Origin of the sequence: Pseudoalteromonas sp. APAL1, from assembly GCF_021532475.1 — a bacterium.
In the GTDB taxonomy this organism is placed as follows: Bacteria; Pseudomonadota; Gammaproteobacteria; order Enterobacterales; family Alteromonadaceae; genus Pseudoalteromonas; species Pseudoalteromonas lipolytica_C.
Genome location: NZ_JAKGAW010000044.1, coordinates 16,591 through 35,891, shown reverse-complemented (window position 1 = coordinate 35,891; position 19,301 = coordinate 16,591). Strand labels below are relative to the sequence as shown.

The following is a 19,301-nucleotide window of genomic DNA, read 5'->3' as shown; positions in this document are numbered from 1 at the left end:
CTCACCCGTCCGCCGCTCGTCAGCAAAGTAGCAAGCTACTTTCTGTTACCGCTCGACTTGCATGTGTTAGGCCTGCCGCCAGCGTTCAATCTGAGCCATGATCAAACTCTTCAATTAAAAGTTTTTTTGAAACCGAAGTTTCGTGCTCAATGAATTCTGTATAAATTGACTATATAGTCACTCATAAGAAATTGAGACTCTAAATTTGTTTGCTCCACTTAGTAAACTAAGCTTCGCTGTTAGAACTCAATCTGTACGAGTGCCCACACAGATGATTGCTTTATATTGTTAAAGAACGTTTCGAGTTGCTTTCGCGTCTCGAGGGATGCGTATAATACATCCTTATTTTTTTGAGTCAACACTTAATTTTAAACTTTTTTTCTAGACCGTTTTAAACCGAAGTTTTACTTAACTCTCTGTCACTTTGTTCAGCGCTTTTCATTGCTGCCCGCCGTGTCAGTGGATGCGCATTATAGGGATGCGAAGAATTAACGCAAGCACTTTTTGAAGGTTTTTTTGATTATTTTCAAAATAGTATAATAACCATACAAATAAAGGGCTACAGAGGGATTTTAGCTCAAAAAACAGTCACTTCTTGAGTGTAATAACGGTAAGGATAAAGCGATATACTTAAAACTAGCTATATCGCTTTTTATCTTTATAAGGTGGATTAGTTAGCTTTGATTTCCCAGATGGCAATTGAACCCGAAATTTCATTACCTACAACAAGCAATGCTTCATTCGTTGCACTTTGTTCTGCAGGTATAAACGCCATCCCCTCAGGGGCAAGATCACCGGTTATTTCAGCATCGGCTTCTAAGCCACGGTTAAAAAAGTAATCTTGGAATGTCACATTGTATGGATTAGTAATATCAAACACCATTATGCCCCCCATGCGCTCTAAACCAATAAATGCAAATGTACGATCACCAATAGTACCCAGTGCTAATGCTTCTGGTTCAGCACCTTTGTCATCAGAGCGACTATCGCCGGCATTTTCATCTTCATTATTGTTGAATGCTGCTCCGTGAACTGAAGCGGTAATACGTGAGATTTGATCGCCAGAATCAAAAACCACCATGCCGTTACTATCCCAGATGGTAAAAGAGCGGGCTCCGTATGCATAAAGTGACTCGTACTCACCATCGTTATCTTCATCACCTTTAACTGTGGTCACTTTTAGGCGGCCTATATCACTATTATCATTGTTCAGGTAATCAAAGTTACTTGCCAGCGTTAAGTCTTTAGCTCTGCTTTCATCTATATAAGATAAACAACCATCATCTTCATCGTAATCAAGACCACCTTTTGCTAAACATTCTGCTTCATCGGCTGTGTCGAAGAAGTATTCGCGTGCATCACCTTCGTTAGCTGTGACAATAAAGTTAGCACCTTTCCAGGTAAAGCTTGAGATGGTATCAGGTTGATACATACCATATAGACCAGGGTATGATTTAAAGTTAACGCCACCATCTTTATCTGACGCATCAAAAAGTAAATTAGACCAATCTTTAAAACCTAAGCCTTTAAGCTCTAGACTATTATCTTCAAGATTGACGATAGCAAGGGCGTTATTTTCTTGTAGTGACACGTATGCAAACTTATTGTCTTTAGAAATACTGATGTATTCAGGCTCTAAATCCATAGCTACGGTTGTATTAATTAAATTACCGTTGATTGTACGGCCAGCCGGATTAGCAAATATAATCCCTCGCTCTTCAAGCTCTGCTTGTTTATCGTTGTAGGCAGAAAAGGTGATGCTAATCGCGGTATCAGCAATCACACCATCATTGATGTTTATGATGCTAATTGAGCCTTCAGGGTCAATACTGTAATCCCCATTAGGTTCACCTTCATTAGCAACAAGTACTTTATTACCATCATGGCTAAAGGTAACCATATCGGGTAGGGCACCTACAGTAACATTCTTAATAAACTGAGGCTCTTCGCCACTAATATCATAAAATGCGATTAATCCTTTATCACCCGTATTACTAGCTGCCATTGCTACAGCTAAAAGTTCATTATTAATATCAATAGCGATACTGTTTGCATCGCCTGCAGTGTGCTCATTAAGTGCAAGGGTAATGTCTGAATCTAAGTTAGTGCCGTTTATTACTCCTTCGTTATCTTTAACTAAAGCTGCACGGTCAAAACTATTGGCTTTTATGATATTCACAACGGCCGAATCACCCGAACTATTAATAGCGAAAATTCTTTTTTTTGATGGTTGATAGGCAACAATCTCTGCTGCACCTTCTGGGCTTTCTGCATTGAGCACCGCACGGCCGATAAGATTTATACTTAACGCTGAATTTGCGTCTTCACCACTCGCTCCATCTTGCCCTGCAGGACCTTGCTCACCTTGCATACCATCTTTGCCGTCGTCACCGTCTAATGAGCAACCTGTAAGAATGGTTAAAAGTGATAGCGCAATAATTGATCTTTTTAACATTATTATTTTCCTTCGTATTGTATTAACGCAATTACAACACGCAGGCATTACAACTATATGGCACTTTTATGAGCACTAAATTGAGCCATAAAAAAAGCGAGTATAAACTCGCTTTCTATATAAAATTAGTAGGGTAGCTCACTATTTTTTAGTTGGACGTTTCCAACCAGTTAAATTACGTTGTTTACCACGAGCGACTGCAAGCTGTTCGTCTTCAACTGTATTAGTGATAACAGAACCTGCGCCAATGGTTGCCATTGAGCCAATATTTACTGGTGCGACTAGTGATGAGTTTGAACCGATAAAGGCGTTATCACCGATAATGGTTTTTGATTTATTTACGCCATCATAGTTACAGGTAATAGTCCCTGCGCCAATATTTACTTTTTCACCAACTTCAGTGTCGCCTAAGTAGGTTAGATGATTTGCTTTTGAGCCTTTACCTAAGCGAGTTTTTTTCATCTCAACGAAGTTACCGATATGCGAGTCTTCTTCCATAATCGCACCAGGGCGAAGACGAGCGTAAGGCCCTAAAGTACATTTAGCCGCAACACTGGCTTCTTCAACAAGTGAGTTAGCTTTGATAACAACGTTATCGCCAATAGTACAGTCTTTAAGTACACAGTTAGGACCAATCTGAACATTATTGCCGATTGTTACTTTGCCTTCGAAGATAACATTAACGTCGATTAGTACATCTTCACCAGTCGTTACTTCACCACGTACATCGATACGAGCCGGATCAGCAAGTGTTGCTCCGTTTAGCATTAACTCTTCTGCTTGCCATGCTTGATATGCACGTTCAAGCGCTGAAAGTTGTACGCGATTATTAGCGCCTTCAACTTCCATCGGATGCTCAGGCTGTGCCGAGGTGATTTCAACACCTTCACTGTGTGCCATCGCAACGATATCTGTAAGGTAGTACTCACCTTGGGCATTGTTGTTAGATAAGTTACCTAACCAACGTTTTAGTAACTCACCATTAGCAGCCATAATGCCGGTGTTGATTTCTTTAATTTCAAGTTGCTCAGGTGAGGCATCTTTTTGCTCAATGATACCTACCAGCTTGCCATTTTCACGAAGCATACGACCATAACCTGATGGGTCATCTAAAGTCACGGTCAATACAGCTAGGCCTTTTTTAGGTGTCACAGCAAGTAGCTTTTCTAAAGTGGCGCGTTTTGTTAGTGGCACATCACCGTAGAGAATCAATACGGTATCGTCATCGGCAATATGTTCTTTGGCAACAGCGACTGCATGGCCGGTACCAAGTTGCTCTTCTTGTAATACCCAATTTACTTGATTGTGCGACAGGGCAGCTTGTAGCTGTTCACGACCATGACCATAAACAAGGTTTGTTTCGCGAGCACCAAGTGCAGTGGCATTATCAATAACGTGCTGCACCATAGGTTTACCCGCAACTTTGTGAAGTACCTTTGGTAGAGCAGAGCGCATTCGGGTACCTTTACCCGCTGCTAGAATAACAGTAGTCAGAGACATTAAAACAATATCCTTCTTTCTTTGTTTTAGGTGTGCATGATGTTGTGAGATCTGAAAAAACAAACAAAGTTATGTAAGTCACATCATGTGTAAATACGCAATCCTAATGTGTAGGACTGAACCTTGAATGAAACAGCTATTCACTATTAATTCACACTATTGTAGCGAGCTTTGATGAAGGATATAAGTATAAAAATAGAATAGGGTGCAAAGCATCACATTTCAGGCACAAAAAAGCCCACGTTAAGTGGGCTTTTCGAAAACCGAGTAGGCTTACTTTTTGCGTAATTGTTGAATTACGCGAAGTTGAGCGATTGCTTCAGCAAGCTGTACTGCAGCTTGTTGGTAATCTAACTCAGCAGCTGACGTGTTCGCCATTTGCTCTTCAGCATCACGTTTCGCTTTTTCAGCCGCTTGCTCATCTAGGTCTTCACCACGTACTGCAGTATCTGCAAGAATTGTGATGCGATCCGGTTGAACTTCTAGCGTGCCGCCAGCAATATACATCACGTCTTCGTGACCAAATTGCTTAACTAAACGTACCATACCAGGTTTTAGGGCAGTTAATAATGGAGCGTGGCCATAGTTAACACCAAGGTCACCTTCACTACCACTCACTTGAATCGATTCAACCAGACCAGAGAACAAGCTCTCTTCTGCGCTTACTACGTCAAGATGTACAGTCATAGCCGCCATACTACCCTCCTAATTACATGCTTTTGGCTTTTTCTTGAGCTTCTTCAATAGAGCCAACCATGTAGAACGCTTGCTCTGGCATATCATCAAACTCACCGTTTAAGATACCTTTGAAGCCAGCAATTGTGTCTTTAAGTGACACGTATTTACCAGGCGCGCCTGTGAATACCTCAGCAACGAAGAACGGCTGAGATAGGAAACGCTGGATTTTACGTGCACGAGATACAACTTGCTTATCTTCGTCAGAAAGCTCGTCCATACCTAGGATTGCGATGATGTCTTTAAGTTCTTTATAACGTTGAAGAACTGTTTGAACGCCACGCGCTGTATCATAGTGCTCTTGACCGATTACTAATGGGTCAAGTTGACGTGAAGATGAATCAAGTGGGTCTACCGCAGGGTAGATACCAAGTGAAGCGATATCACGAGAAAGTACTACTGTTGCATCTAAGTGAGCAAACGTTGTTGCTGGAGATGGGTCAGTTAAGTCATCCGCAGGTACGTATACCGCTTGGATTGAAGTGATTGAACCCGTCTTAGTAGATGCGATACGCTCTTGAAGTACACCCATTTCTTCAGCAAGAGTTGGTTGGTAACCTACTGCTGAAGGCATACGACCTAGAAGTGCTGATACCTCTGTACCCGCTAGAGTATAACGGTAGATGTTATCAACGAAGAAAAGTACGTCACGACCTTCGTCACGGAACTTCTCAGCCATAGTAAGACCAGTTAACGCTACGCGTAAACGGTTACCCGGTGGCTCATTCATTTGACCGTATACTAGAGATACTTTATCTAGTACGTTTGAGTCGTTCATCTCATGGTAGAAGTCATTACCCTCACGAGTACGCTCACCAACACCTGCGAATACTGAGTAACCGCTGTGCTCGATTGCGATGTTACGGATAAGTTCCATCATGTTTACGGTTTTACCAACACCGGCACCACCGAATAGACCAACTTTACCACCTTTAGCGAATGGACATACAAGGTCGATTACCTTGATACCAGTCTCTAAAAGTTCTACTGAACTTGATTGTTCTTCGTAAGAAGGTGCTGCACGGTGAATAGACATACGCTCTTCTTCACCAATTGGACCAGCTTCATCAATAGGGTTACCTAAAACGTCCATGATACGACCTAGTGTCTTCGTACCTACTGGAACGTGGATTGGCTGACCTGTACCTTCTACTGAAGTACCACGACGTAAACCGTCAGTAGTACCAAGTGCGATACCACGTACCACACCGCCACCTAGCTGTTGTTGAACTTCTAAAGTTAAACCCGCTAAGTCGCCATCTGTTACTTTTAGTGCGTCATATACGGCTGGCACGTTGTCTTGTGGAAATTCGATATCCACAACGGCGCCGATAATTTGGACGACCTTACCTAAACTCATGTCTATTCCTCTCATTAAACTTTGCCGAAGCGTTAAACTGCTGCCGAACCGCCAACAATCTCACTAATTTCTTGTGTGATTGCAGCTTGACGAGCCTTGTTATAAACAAGCTGTAACTCATCCATAAGGTCGCCTGCGTTATCAGTTGCAGCTTTCATTGCAACCATACGGGCAGCCTGTTCAGAGGCAGCGTTCTCAACTACACCTTGGTATACTTGAGACTCAATAAAGCGTACTAACAGAGCTTCTAAAATCGCATCTGGGTTTGGCTCATATAAGTAATCCCAAGAATGTTGAGATACTTCTTCTTCAGCTTTTGGCAAAGGGAGTAACTGATCGATTGTTGGCTCTTGCTTCATAGTATTAACGAACTTGTTAAATACTACGTATAAGCGGTCAATTTTACCTTCAGAGTATGCATCTAGCATTGTCTTTACAGGACCAATAACGTCTTGTAGTGAAGGTGTATCTCCTAAGTTCGCTTTTTTAGCGACTAACTTACCGCCAAAACGTTGGAAAAAGCCAGCTGCTTTGCTACCTAAAGTAGTAAATTCAGCTTCAACGCCTTTTTCTTTCCACGCTTTAACATCTAGGGCAACTTTTTTGAACTCGTTTGAGTTCAAGCCACCACATAGACCACGGTCAGTAGAGATAACAATATAACCAACTCGTTTTACTTCACGCTCTTCTAAGAAAGGGTGAGTAAAATCAAGATTTGCTTGAGCAACACGACCAATCACTTGGCGTAAGTTTTCAGCGTATGGACGGCTTGACGCCACACGTTCCTGCGCTTTTTTCATTTTAGACGCAGCAACCATTTCCATTGCGCTGGTGATCTTTTGAGTATTCTTGATACTCCCGATCTTGCTTTTAATCTCTTTTCCGCTGGCCATGACTCTCTCTCCGAATCAGGTGGGCTTTAGTTGCCTAAAGCTCACCATTCATAACTAAATTACCAAGTTTGCGTCGACTTGAACTTCTCTAGAAGTTCTTTAAGTTGAGCTTCAATCTCAGCGTTGTAGTTACCTGTTTCATTGATTTGAGCCATTAGCTCTGCGTATGTGCTGTTTGCATAAGAAATTAGGCCAGCTTCGAAATCCATGATTTTCGCGATTTCGATGTCTTTTAGGTAGCCTTTTTCAGCAGCAAATAGCGACAGAGACATTTCAGCAACAGACATTGGTGCGTACTGTTTCTGCTTCATTAACTCTGTTACGCGCTCACCATGCTCTAATTGAGCACGTGTTGCATCGTCAAGGTCAGACGCGAACTGCGAGAACGCAGCTAATTCACGGTACTGAGCTAACGCTAGACGGATACCACCACCTAGTTTCTTAACGATTTTAGTTTGCGCTGCACCACCAACACGAGATACCGAGATACCAGCGTTAACAGCTGGACGGATGCCTGAGTTGAATAAGTCAGTTTCTAAGAAGATCTGACCATCGGTGATAGAGATAACGTTTGTCGGTACGAACGCAGAAACGTCGCCGCCTTGAGTTTCAATGATTGGCAATGCCGTCAATGAACCTGTTTTACCTTTCACTTCACCGTTAGTGAACTTCTCAACGTAATCAGCGTTTACACGTGATGCACGCTCTAGAAGACGTGAGTGAAGGTAGAATACGTCACCTGGGTATGCTTCACGACCTGGTGGACGCTTAAGTAGTAATGAGATTTGACGGTAAGCAACAGCTTGCTTAGATAAATCATCATATACGATTAGCGCGTCTTCACCACGGTCACGGAAGTATTCACCCATAGTACAACCAGAGAATGGTGCTAAGTACTGAAGTGCCGCAGATTCAGAAGCAGATGCAACAACAACGATAGTGTTTTCTAATGCACCGTGCTCTTCTAATTTACGTACTACGTTAGCGATTGTAGATGCTTTTTGACCAACTGCAACGTACACACACTTAACGCCTGTACCTTTTTGGTTGATGATAGCATCGATTGCTAATGCAGTTTTACCAGTTTGGCGGTCACCGATCACAAGCTCACGTTGACCACGACCTACTGGGATCATCGCATCGATAGATTTATAACCAGTTTGTACTGGCTCATCTACTGATTGACGTTCGATAACGCCTGGTGCGATTTTCTCAACAGGTTCAAAACCGTCGTTTTCTAAAGCGCCTTTACCATCGATAGGTGCACCTAGTGTGTTAACAACACGACCAAGTAGACCACGACCAACAGGAACCTCTAAGATACGACCAGTTGATTTAACTTTTACGCCTTCTTTAAGGTCAGCGTAAGGACCCATTACTACTGCACCTACTGAGTCACGCTCAAGGTTTAGTGCGATAGCATAACGGTTGCCAGGAAGCTCAATCATTTCACCTTGCATACAGTCAGCAAGACCGTGGATGCGGATGATACCGTCAGTAACAGATACAATAGTACCTTCGTTACGAGCTTCACTTACAACTTCGAACTGTTCAATACGTTGTTTGATCAGATCTGAAATTTCAGTGGAATTAAGTTGCATGCTCTTTTTCCCAATTACGATTGTAGTGATGTAGCTAAGCGGGCTAATTTGCCACGTACTGAGCCGTCGATTACAGTGTCACCCGCCTTGATAATAAGGCCGCCAACCACTGTAGTATCTTCACTACAATTCAGCTTAACTTTGCGTGCGAAACGTTTTTCAAGTGCCGCTACCAATGATACTTGCTGCTCAGCAGCAAGCGGTGTTGCAGAAACCACATCAACGTCGATTTCTTTGTCGTAGTCCGCTTTTAATTCAGCGAATAACTCTGCAACAGCTGGCAGTGCAACTAAACGTCCATTTTCAGCCATCACCTTGATTAGGTTCTGACCTTGTTCGTTGAGCTGCTCTGCACAGATCTTGATAAACAGATCTGCTTTTTCAGTAGCAGTAGGCAATCCAGCTAGCGCGGCAGCGGCTTGCTCATTGCTGGCAACTTGGCCAGCAAAGAACAGCATGTCGTTCCAACTTTCAACAGTGCCTTTTTCAACGGCAAGTTCAAAAGCCGCTTTAGCGTATGGGCGAGCGATAGTAGCCAATTCAGACATGCTCATACCCTCCTAATTACAGCTCAGCGACAAGTTTTTCAACGATGTCACTGTGTGCGGCTTGATTGATTTCGCGCTCTAAAATCTTCTCAGCACCAACCACGGCCAGCGTCGCTACTTGTTTACGTAGTTCTTCTGTTACACGGTTACGCTCTGCTTCGATTTCAGAGTGCCCTTGAGCAATAATTTTTTCACGCTCTTGTTGACCACGAACAGTTTCTTCGTCAACGATAAGCGTGGCACGCTTTTTAGCTTGTTCAATGATATCAGCCGCTTGAGCTTTTGCCTCTTTAAGCTGCTCAGCAGCTTTCTTTTGCGCAAGTTCTAAGTCTTTTTCGGCTCTATCAGAGGCAGCTAAACCATCTTCGATTTTCTTCTGGCGAGCTTCAATTGCACCATTTAGTGGTGGCCATACGTATTTCATACAGAAAAGTACGAAAACCGTAAATGCAATTAATTCACCGATAAGAGTGGCTGTTAAGTTCACGACCGCTCCTCCTTAAAATAGTAAGCTGTTCAAAAAATAATATTAAAGTACGAACAACAATACCATTGCGATACCAACACCGATCATAGCTACAGCATCGATTAGACCAGCAAGGATGAACATCTTAACTTGTAATGAAGGTGCAAGTTCAGGTTGACGAGCACAAGCTTCTAGGAATTTACCACCCATGTTACCGAAGCCGATAGCAGTACCGATTGCACCGAAGCCGATAAGTAGAGCAACAGCGATATACTTAAGACCTAATACTAGTTCCATTTTTTTCTCCAAAGTTTCAATTGTAAATTAAAGTTAAAATTTAAAAGTGTATAAAATTAGTGATTATCTGAGCTTGCCATGCTTAGGTAAACGATTGTTAGCATCATGAATACGAATGCTTGCAGTACGATTACTAAGATGTGGAATACAGCCCAAATAAAGTGCAACGGTAGTTGCATTAAACCAACTGCGCCGATCAAGATGAAAATCAACTCACCAGCATATAAGTTACCGAATAAACGCAGCGCTAACGAGAACGGCTTAGCTACTAAAGCGATTGTTTCTAGTAATAAGTTACACGGGATTAAAAACACCATCGCTAGCTTGTTATTTGAGCTAAATGGGTGAAGCGTAAGTTCTGCTAAGAAACCGCCAATCCCTTTAATTTTGATTGCGTAACCGATCATCAGAATGAATACACCAATAGCAAGTGCAGCAGTCATGTTGATGTCTGTTGTTGGTACAATCTTCATGTAAACGTCGTGAGAATCCATACCGAATGCTTGTTCACCAACGAAGCCAGCGAATGCAGGTAGGAAATCAACCGGAATTAAGTCCATTAAGTTCATTAAGAACACCCAAACGAAAATCGTTAGAGCTAATGGAGCGATTAGGGCACTTTTACCGTGGTAAGTATCGCGTACGTTGTCGCCAACGAACTCAACGATCATTTCAATGAAACACTGAAATTTACCAGGTACACCGGTATTTGCTTTTTTAGCGGCACTACGGAAGATCCATAAAAATACAAGACCTAAACCGATTGACCATGCGAGGGTATCTATATTCCATGTCCAGAAACCACTGTCTGCACACGCTTTGTTGAAGGCAAGACCAGCATCGGTCGAGCACATCTTAGCGTTAGTTAAGTGGTGCTGAATATGGCTTGATAGAGTTACTTCTTCTGCAGCCATGTTATATCCCAAAAGTTAATGATTAAAAAAAACGGGCGCAAACAATCCGCAAAATAACACCAATACATAAACACAGAAAAACGGTAACAAAATGACCGTGTAAGACTTCAGTATCAGTGCGAACAACACGATTGTCAGCATAAATTTTAATCCGTTGCCGCGCTTTAGCGAGGCATACACTTGATTTACTCGACTTGCACCCACATATCTGAATGCATAGACGGCAAATACAAAATTAGGGAGTATTGCTACAGCCCCGCCAGCAACTGCTGACTGGCCGGCATTGACTCCCCAACCTATAAAAACAACTACTGCAGCGATGAGCGCTACGATACCCTGAAGACAAATTAATTTAAATGCGGCAAGCCTATAAGGCTTTGCTAACTTATTAGTCACGTTTTATTAACCTTGTAAACGTTCAAATTGTCAGGGTATGAAAACTGGCGAAATTATACTGATTCCTACCAGTTTTGCAACTTGAGTCGACCCTTTGTAGTGCAAAAACACCACAAATGTCTCTTTTTGGACATGTTATTAATTAATGACGGGAATAGTCTTAATTTATACGGCTTAAAATGCCATCTAGCTCATCAAGTGTTGTATACGAAATAACCAGCTTTCCCTTGCCTTTTTTATTGTAGTTTATTTCTACTTTTGCGCCTAAATTTTCAGCAAGTTTTTGTTCTAACTGTTTGACATCAGGATCTTTTTCTTGCACTTCTTTTTTTGGCGCTGGTTCTAAAATAGAACGCACTAGCTTTTCAGTTTCGCGAACAGTTAACGCTTTAGCTACTGCTAGCCGTGCTGCATCTGATTGCGCTTCACCTTCAAGGCCTAATAAACAGCGTGCATGGCCCATTTCAATATCACCATGTTCTAACAATATTTTTACATCTTCATTTAAATTATTTAAACGAAGCAAATTTGTTACTGTTGTACGAGACTTGCCAACCGCTTCGGCGACCTGTTGATGGGTAAGTTCAAACTCATTTAGCAAACGATTTAATGCAATCGCTTCTTCCATCGCATTTAAGTCTTCACGTTGAATATTTTCAATAAGTGCAATAGCTACCGCAGCTTCATCGGGTACATCCTTGATGATACACGGTACGGTGTCTAATTTTGCTAATTGTGCAGCACGCCAACGACGTTCACCTGCAATAATTTCGTATTTATCTGCACCAATTTGGCGCACAACGATTGGCTGAATAATACCTTGGGCACGAATTGAGCTGGCTAACTCTTCAAGTGCTTCTTCAGACATGTCTTTACGTGGTTGATATTTACCCGATTGTAAAAACTCTATCGCTAGCTTTTGCAGTTCACCATTTTTTTGCTCAGCAACTACCTCTGAGACTTGCTCTGGTGTGGTTATCGCTTGTTGCTGATTATTTGCACTTTGGGCTGGTTTTGATGAACTTAATAAAGCGTCGAGTCCTCGGCCTAAACCGCGTTTTTTAGCAGACATGTTATTTTTTTACCTCGAAGTTAGGCTACTGCTGAAGATGTTTTCTCTTTTCTACGTAACATTTCGCCGGCTAGGGCTAAGTATGCTTTAGCGCCACTTGATGCACGGTCATAATACATGGCAGGGGCACCAAAGCTCGGCGCTTCTGCTAAACGGACATTACGTGGGATAACGGTACGATATACTTTATCGCCAAAATGTTGTTTTAGTTGTTCAGATACGTCATTTGCAAGGCGATTGCGCGGATCATACATGGTGCGCAAAATCCCTTCAATTGTTAACGCTGGATTTACTAACTTAGAAAGTTGCGTAATGGTATCCATTAACGCCGTTAAACCTTCAAGGGCATAGTACTCACATTGCATTGGAACTAAAATTGAATCTGCGGCAGCCATTGCATTCACAGTCAGCATATTTAGTGAAGGCGGGCAGTCAATAAAAATGAAGTCGTATTGATCTTGAATTTTTTCTAACGCATTACGTAAGCGTACTTCGCGAGCAAACAATTCCATTAATTTAACTTCAGCGGCAGTCACATCACCATTAGCAGCAATTAAGTGGTACTCACCAGAGGTTTCTTTATTGATGACTTCTTCGATTGGTGTCTCTTCAATCAATAAATCGTAAATAGTCGCAACATCACCATATTTATCGACACCGCTCCCCATGGTTGCGTTACCTTGCGGATCAAGATCGATTAATAACACTTTACGCTTCGTCGCGGCCATCGATGCCGCGAGATTCACAGCGGTGGTTGTTTTACCAACACCACCTTTTTGGTTTGCTAATGCGATGACTTTTGCCACAGTGCTCTGATCCCTAGTCTTTAGATAGAATGATTAGATGTCTTTGCGCATCTAACTCAGGTACTTCCAAGCTGATTTTTTCGTCAAACTTAATACCTTTAGGTAATGAGTCTAGTTCTTCGCTCGGAAATACGCCTTTTAAAGCGATAAATTTACCTGAATGATCAATCAAGTGCGCACACCAGTCAACCATATCTTGTAAAGAGGCGAATGCACGACTTAATACACCATCTAATTTAACACTTGGTTGATATTCTTCAACTCTAGACTGCACTGGGGTTACATTTTCAAGGCCAAGTGCATGTTTTACCTGCATCAAAAAGCGTACGCGCTTACCTAAACTATCTAACAAAATAAATTGTGTATCAGGTAGGGCGATGGCTAATACGATACCCGGTAAACCAGGACCCGTACCAACATCGATGTAATGTTTGCCTTTAAGGTGTGGTGCAACAACTAAGCTATCCATAATGTGCTTAACCATCATCTCTTCAGGTAAACGAACAGAGGTTAAATTATACGCTTTGTTCCACTTGTCTAATAATTCAACATATTGCACAAGTTGTTGTTGCTGTTTTTCTGTTAGCGCAATTTCAGTTTGCGCTAACAGTGAAGTTAATTGTTGTTGTAACACTGTATTCCTCACCAACTACGCAGTCTTGCGCAGTAAGCCTTGCTTTTTCAGATAGACTAATAATAGCGAAATAGCAGCAGGGGTGATACCTGAAATACGCGATGCTTGGCCAATTGTATCTGGACGACTATCAGTAAGCTTCGCAATAACCTCATTTGATAAACCAGAAACAGTTGAATAATCAAAGTCTTTTGGTAATACAGTTTGTTCATGACGCAATTGCTTATTGATCTCGTCTTGTTGGCGAGCAATGTAACCTGCGTATTTAGTATGAATTTCAACTTGCTCAAGTGCAGCTTGGTTATCAAACTCAGAACCTAAACCATCGATCGCCATTAAATCGGTATAACGAATTTCAGGACGGCGGATCAGATCTTCAAGGCTCGCTTCACGAGTCAGTGGCGTTTTTAATAACGCATTTACTTGATCGACAGCAACGTGATCTTTGTGGATCCACGTTTCTTTTAAACGTTGCGTTTCTTTTTCGATGATTTCCATTTTTTCGTTAAAGGCAGCCCAACGAGCATCATCAACTAAACCAAGTTCACGACCTTTTGCAGTTAAACGAATATCAGCATTGTCTTCACGAAGTAATAAACGGTATTCAGCACGGCTAGTAAACATACGGTACGGTTCTTTAGTACCTAATGTTGCTAGGTCATCAATTAGTACACCTGTGTATGCTTCATCACGGCGTGGTGTCCAAGACTCTTTACCTTGTACTTGTAATGCCGCGTTCATACCAGCAATTAAGCCTTGCGCGCCAGCTTCTTCGTAACCGGTTGTACCATTGATTTGGCCTGCGAAGAATAAACCATTAATAAACTTAGTTTCTAATGACTGTTTCAAATCGCGCGGATCAAAGAAATCATATTCAATTGCGTAACCAGGACGACAAATATGTGCATTTTCAAAACCAGTGATTGATTGCACAATTTCAAGTTGTACATCAAACGGTAAACTCGTCGAGATACCATTTGGATATAATTCGTATGATGTTAAACCTTCTGGTTCAACAAAGATTTGATGTTTGTCTTTATCAGCAAAACGTACGATCTTATCTTCAATTGAAGGGCAGTAACGAGGACCAATACCTTCAATAACACCTGAATACATAGGTGAACGATGTAGGTTGTTGCGGATCACATCATGAGTTTTTTCATTTGTATAGGTGATGTAGCACGGGATCTGCTGTGGGTGATCTGACTGTTTACCCATAAACGAGAATACCGGCGTTGGTGTATCACCTGGCTGTTCTTGCATCTTGCTAAAATCAACAGTGCGTGCATCAATACGCGGAGGCGTGCCTGTTTTTAAGCGATCAACACGAAATGGTAGTTCACGTAAGCGCTCTGCAAGTGCAATTGAAGGTGGATCACCAGCACGACCCCCTTTGAAATTCTCTAAACCAATATGGATCTGACCACCTAAGAAAGTACCTACAGTAAGTACAACTGATGGGGCACTAAAACGAAGACCCATTTGTGTTACCACACCCATTACACGATCGCCTTCAACAATCAGATCGTCACATGATTGCTGGAAGATCTTTAAGTTTTCTTGATGTTGTAAAGTGTGTTGGATAGCAGCTTTATACAAAGCACGGTCAGCTTGCGCACGTGTAGCACGAACAGCAGGGCCTTTAGATGAGTTTAAAGTACGAAATTGAATACCGCCTTTATCGATTGCTTGTGCCATAGCACCACCTAGAGCATCGATCTCTTTTACTAAATGGCCTTTACCAATACCGCCAATTGCCGGGTTACAAGACATTTGACCAAGGGTATCCATATTATGAGTTAGCAATAGGGTATTCATGCCCATGCGAGCAGATGCTAATGCAGCTTCAGTACCTGCATGTCCACCACCTACAACAATAACATCAAAACGTTCGTGAAAAATCATTTATGGGATCCTACTTAATCGACCAGCAAAACTTTGTAAAGGGAGCGTATTCTACCTAGAAATTTAGAGAAGATAAATGATTAAACAGTACTCAAGATCTAAGTGGGTGATCTCTAATAACATAAAGGATCTTTTAAAGAGATCTTTTATTACTTTTACTACTAGTAACGGCTAGATCTGTTGATAATGTTTGCTTTACTATTTAAAACATGATCTTAATGCAGATCTAAAGGTGTTAATATGATCGGATCTTACGGGGAACAAGCTTTGATCAAAAGGCCTATTTATACACAGGGCAATATCGAGTGGATCTTATCCAAGGGATAAACTACCTTAAAATCGCAGTTAGATCAGTGTTTATCCACAATTCGATCTAAATTATCAGTAAATTGTTGATAACTTTTAAAACACGATCATCATCGATCGGCTTAATTAAGTCCCACCGCTTCGATCCAGCTTGGCAACCAAGCTAATGCTGTGTCCTCGGGTAGTTCTTCATCAAGAATGTTAAGCTCTAAGCGCGTTGCCACGCGTGTTGCACCTTTACTTGCTAATAACTCATCTAGGTTACGAGCAGCATAGTTATAGGTGTCGTAACTGGTGTCACCCAAACCGACCACACTGTAGTTTAATTCTTTTAGATCAACTTGTTGGTTAACTGATTCAATAAATGGCAATAAATTATCTGGATAGTCTCCGGCGCCATAAGTTGAAGTGCATAACAACCAGATTGTGTCTTGCTGATCAATATCATCAAATACCGGCTGCTCATGCAGCTTAACTTGGATCCCTTGTTGTTCAAGGGCTTCAGCGAGCTGTTCTGCCACGTACTCTGCCGATCCCATTTGGCTGCCAACGATGATATTTACTGATTGCATGTGTTTGATCATGTATAGAAATAAGTGGCCACATGATAACGAACTTAGGGTGTGAGTAAAGCGTTGAATTACGATCTGAATAAGTTTTTATGGTTAAAATACGTGCTTAAACTTATTTGTTTTTACAATTTGCTGTTTTTAATAGTTTTTTTAAATTTTTAGCGAGTTTAACCCTTTGATCAAGCTGTTAATAATTTTGGGGAAAGTTCTGATCAAGTTTGATTTTGTAAACTGTATAACTTTGCTAAGTTGTTGATCTTTAGTCGTCGCAAAGAGAAAGATTGATTAGATCTGTAAGTCGTGCTGAGTGTGATCGTTTTGTGGATAGATCGCTTGTTGATAACGATCGGTTTGTAAATTGTGATCAATAAAATAGATCGAAAAAAACTTAAAACAGCACATATAAAGGCCGTTTTTAAGAAAATTAATTATAAAAAATGGCTGTTGATCATCAGCGAGCTCAAATATCAGCGATTTTTTATGATCAAATCAGCTTTCAGATCTAAAAATACCCCAAATGTGGATAACATTTTTAGACAAACTCGATCTTAAAAGCTGTTTTGATCTGATTTTTTTGTTTACCAAGTTAACTTTCGAGCTGAATTAAGGTGCTTTTAATTGTATTACCCACTAGATCATAGAGCGAATTACCCAATGAAAAACGTTTAGCGCCACCAGCGAAAGCCGCTTTTGCTGAGTTAAAATTGCTCATTGCCATCACATTTAGTGGCATATCTATCGCGTTTGTTAAGCTGGTTATTTGCTCTATGTTTGTAAGGCCGGGTACAAATAGACCATCTGCACCAGCATTTTGATAGGCTTTTGCGCGTTCTAATGTTGCTTGAAAAGGGCGATCACTAACAAAGAAGGTATCGGTTCTGGCGTTGATAAATAAACTACCGAAGCCATTTTCGTTAAGTACTTTCTTTATCTCACTAATAATAGTGCATTGCTGTTCGATAGATCTCAGTGCGTTAGTGTCTTTGTTTGAGTCTTCAATGTTGATGCCTACAACCCCTAATCTTGCTAACGCTAAAACGTTTTGGCTAATTTTCAGCGGATCGTTACTGTAGCCTGACTCTATATCGACAGTGAGTGGAATGTGTATGTGTTTAGTCAAGCTTTTAACCAGCGCTAATTGAGTTTGAAAAGAGATGTTTTCACCATCCGCTAAACCCAAGCTGGCAGCAATGCCCCAGCTGGTTGTTGCTAGGGCTTTAGCCCCCGCAGCTTGAATGAATTGTGCAGAACTAAGATCCCACGCATTAGCAAGTACAAAGCCTGTTGGCTGGTGGTGTAATTGGTGAAATAGTTGATATTTGTCCATGATGTCCTCCGTTTAATGACATCACTAGACTAATTGAAACTGAGTTTAATACTGGCTAGTTTCGGCCCTGAACCGATAATTGATTACTGGATTAAAAATAAAAAAGAGCCTTGCGACTCTTTTTTATAATATTGATGACCGGAATTTATTTACCGATACAGAACGAACTAAAGATTTTCCCTAGCAAGTCATCAGAAGTAAATTCACCCGTTATCTCATTTAAGAACTGTTGAGTTAGGCGTAACTCTTCAGCCAAGATCTCACCAGCAATATGCATCTCTAGTTGCTCTTTACCGGTGTTTAAATGATAGGCTGCGTTGTCCAGTGCGTCTAAGTGACGACGGCGTGCCATAAAGCCACCTTCAGTTGCCCCTTGAAAACCTATACATGCCTTTAAGTGAGTACGAACTAACTCTATACCTTCAGCATTTTTAGCACTTAATCGGATCACAGGATATTGATCATGCTCATCTATACCGACACTTTCGCCGGAAATATCGGCTTTATTACGGATCACAGTAACACCCATTCCCTCTGGTAACTTGGCCATAAACTCCGGCCAAATATCATGGGGATCAGTGGCTGATGTATCTGTGCCGTCTAACATAAATAGTACGCGATCGGCTTGGTTAATTTCGTCCCATGCGCGCTCAATACCTATTTGCTCTACTTTATCTGGGCTTTCACGTAGGCCTGCGGTATCAATAATATGCAGTGGCATACCATCAATGTGGATATGTTCACGTAATACATCACGTGTTGTACCGGCTATTTCGGTAACGATGGCTGCATCACGGCCAGCTAATGCATTGAGTAGACTTGATTTACCAGCGTTAGGGCGACCCGCAATAACAACACGCATACCTTCACGCATGATGCTACCTTGTTTAGCTTGCTGAGTTACATTATCGAGTTGCTCAATAATGGCATCAAGATCTGCTGAAACTTTACCGTCTGATAAAAAATCGATTTCTTCATCAGGAAAATCAATCGCGGCTTCTACATACATACGTAGGTGAATGACTTTTTCCACCAGCGTTTCGATATGTTTAGAAAATTCACCTTGCAGTGATTGTAGGGCGCTTTTGGCTGCTTGTTCACTGGTTGCATTGATTAAATCGGCAATTGCCTCTGCCTGAGTTAAATCAAGCTTGTCATTCATAAATGCGCGCTCAGAGAACTCACCCGGTTTTGCTAAACGTACACCGTCAATTTGGCTAATTTCTTTTAATAGCATATCAAGTACAACAGGGCCGCCATGACCTTGTAGTTCAAGTACGTCTTCGCCGGTAAATGAATTTGGCCCTTGGAAGTAAATAGCAATACCTTGGTCAAGCTGTTCACCGCTCAAGCTTTTAAATGGCACATAGTCTGCGTAACGTGTTTTAGGACAACGGCCAATAATGTGCTCTGCCACTGTTTTAGCTAAGCTGCCAGAGACGCGAATAATACCAACCCCACCACGTCCTGGTGCGGTCGCTTGTGCTGCAATTGTGTCTTGATTAATCATGCGA

The 19,301-nt window shown here is 41.6% G+C and carries 18 protein-coding genes and 1 rRNA gene; all 19 read right to left on the bottom strand.

The genetic code is table 11. The annotated features are described in order from the left end of the window. Positions 1 to 117: ribosomal RNA gene (locus L1264_RS17435) — 16S ribosomal RNA — on the bottom strand; the annotation flags it as partial. A 553-nt stretch (positions 118 to 670) separates the two neighbouring features. Next, a complete protein-coding gene (locus L1264_RS17430) occupies positions 671 to 2,455 on the bottom strand; it encodes a choice-of-anchor I family protein (RefSeq protein ID WP_199526847.1) in 1,785 nt (594 codons plus the stop codon). A 141-nt stretch (positions 2,456 to 2,596) separates the two neighbouring features. Beyond that, complete coding sequence (gene glmU, locus L1264_RS17425) at positions 2,597 to 3,955, bottom strand: bifunctional UDP-N-acetylglucosamine diphosphorylase/glucosamine-1-phosphate N-acetyltransferase GlmU (protein WP_138557633.1); 1,359 nt, start codon at positions 3,953 to 3,955, stop codon at positions 2,597 to 2,599. Between the two features lie 273 nt (positions 3,956 to 4,228). After that, on the bottom strand, positions 4,229 to 4,651 hold the full coding sequence (locus tag L1264_RS17420; RefSeq protein ID WP_135923073.1) for a F0F1 ATP synthase subunit epsilon: 423 nt from the start codon (positions 4,649 to 4,651) through the stop codon (positions 4,229 to 4,231). Between the two features lie 13 nt (positions 4,652 to 4,664). Further along, a complete protein-coding gene (gene atpD / locus L1264_RS17415) occupies positions 4,665 to 6,050 on the bottom strand; it encodes a F0F1 ATP synthase subunit beta (protein WP_036973717.1) in 1,386 nt (461 codons plus the stop codon). A gap of 32 nt (positions 6,051 to 6,082) precedes the next feature. Beyond that, positions 6,083 to 6,943 carry a F0F1 ATP synthase subunit gamma gene (gene atpG / locus L1264_RS17410; RefSeq protein WP_062568484.1) on the bottom strand — a complete coding sequence of 287 codons (861 nt, stop codon included), beginning with the start codon at positions 6,941 to 6,943 and terminating at the stop codon, positions 6,083 to 6,085. Positions 6,944 to 7,002: 59 nt separating this feature from the next. Next, positions 7,003 to 8,544 (bottom strand): F0F1 ATP synthase subunit alpha, encoded by a 1,542-nt coding sequence (atpA, locus tag L1264_RS17405; RefSeq protein WP_199526846.1) that lies wholly within the window; start codon positions 8,542 to 8,544, stop codon positions 7,003 to 7,005. A 14-nt stretch (positions 8,545 to 8,558) separates the two neighbouring features. After that, the gene (atpH, locus tag L1264_RS17400) at positions 8,559 to 9,092 is read right to left on the bottom strand and encodes a F0F1 ATP synthase subunit delta (RefSeq protein ID WP_135923074.1); all 534 of its coding nucleotides are present in this window, start codon (positions 9,090 to 9,092) and stop codon (positions 8,559 to 8,561) included. 16 nt (positions 9,093 to 9,108) lie between these two features. Next, positions 9,109 to 9,579: a F0F1 ATP synthase subunit B gene (gene atpF, locus L1264_RS17395; protein WP_054554807.1), complete on the bottom strand. Its 471-nt coding sequence runs from the start codon at positions 9,577 to 9,579 to the stop codon at positions 9,109 to 9,111. A gap of 42 nt (positions 9,580 to 9,621) precedes the next feature. Further along, entirely contained in the window at positions 9,622 to 9,855 is a 234-nt protein-coding gene (gene atpE / locus L1264_RS17390; RefSeq protein WP_004335261.1) for a F0F1 ATP synthase subunit C, read from the bottom strand. A gap of 56 nt (positions 9,856 to 9,911) precedes the next feature. Further along, a complete protein-coding gene (gene atpB / locus L1264_RS17385; protein ID WP_054554806.1) occupies positions 9,912 to 10,769 on the bottom strand; it encodes a F0F1 ATP synthase subunit A in 858 nt (285 codons plus the stop codon). A 15-nt stretch (positions 10,770 to 10,784) separates the two neighbouring features. After that, entirely contained in the window at positions 10,785 to 11,165 is a 381-nt protein-coding gene (locus L1264_RS17380) for an ATP synthase subunit I (RefSeq protein WP_135923075.1), read from the bottom strand. Between the two features lie 160 nt (positions 11,166 to 11,325). Next, entirely contained in the window at positions 11,326 to 12,237 is a 912-nt protein-coding gene (locus L1264_RS17375) for a ParB/RepB/Spo0J family partition protein (RefSeq protein ID WP_199526845.1), read from the bottom strand. 20 nt (positions 12,238 to 12,257) lie between these two features. Beyond that, positions 12,258 to 13,043 (bottom strand): ParA family protein, encoded by a 786-nt coding sequence (locus L1264_RS17370; RefSeq protein WP_063701404.1) that lies wholly within the window; start codon positions 13,041 to 13,043, stop codon positions 12,258 to 12,260. A gap of 13 nt (positions 13,044 to 13,056) precedes the next feature. Then, positions 13,057 to 13,677: a 16S rRNA (guanine(527)-N(7))-methyltransferase RsmG gene (gene rsmG, locus L1264_RS17365; RefSeq protein WP_135923077.1), complete on the bottom strand. Its 621-nt coding sequence runs from the start codon at positions 13,675 to 13,677 to the stop codon at positions 13,057 to 13,059. Positions 13,678 to 13,692: 15 nt separating this feature from the next. Continuing rightward, the gene (mnmG, locus tag L1264_RS17360) at positions 13,693 to 15,582 is read right to left on the bottom strand and encodes a tRNA uridine-5-carboxymethylaminomethyl(34) synthesis enzyme MnmG (protein WP_138557631.1); all 1,890 of its coding nucleotides are present in this window, start codon (positions 15,580 to 15,582) and stop codon (positions 13,693 to 13,695) included. Between the two features lie 428 nt (positions 15,583 to 16,010). Next, positions 16,011 to 16,460 carry an FMN-binding protein MioC gene (mioC, locus tag L1264_RS17355; RefSeq protein ID WP_199526843.1) on the bottom strand — a complete coding sequence of 150 codons (450 nt, stop codon included), beginning with the start codon at positions 16,458 to 16,460 and terminating at the stop codon, positions 16,011 to 16,013. 586 nt (positions 16,461 to 17,046) lie between these two features. Continuing rightward, positions 17,047 to 17,787 (bottom strand): isocitrate lyase/PEP mutase family protein, encoded by a 741-nt coding sequence (locus tag L1264_RS17350; RefSeq protein ID WP_199526842.1) that lies wholly within the window; start codon positions 17,785 to 17,787, stop codon positions 17,047 to 17,049. A gap of 145 nt (positions 17,788 to 17,932) precedes the next feature. Further along, positions 17,933 to 19,297 carry a tRNA uridine-5-carboxymethylaminomethyl(34) synthesis GTPase MnmE gene (gene mnmE, locus L1264_RS17345; protein WP_199526841.1) on the bottom strand — a complete coding sequence of 455 codons (1,365 nt, stop codon included), beginning with the start codon at positions 19,295 to 19,297 and terminating at the stop codon, positions 17,933 to 17,935. Positions 19,298 to 19,301 lie beyond the last annotated feature (4 nt).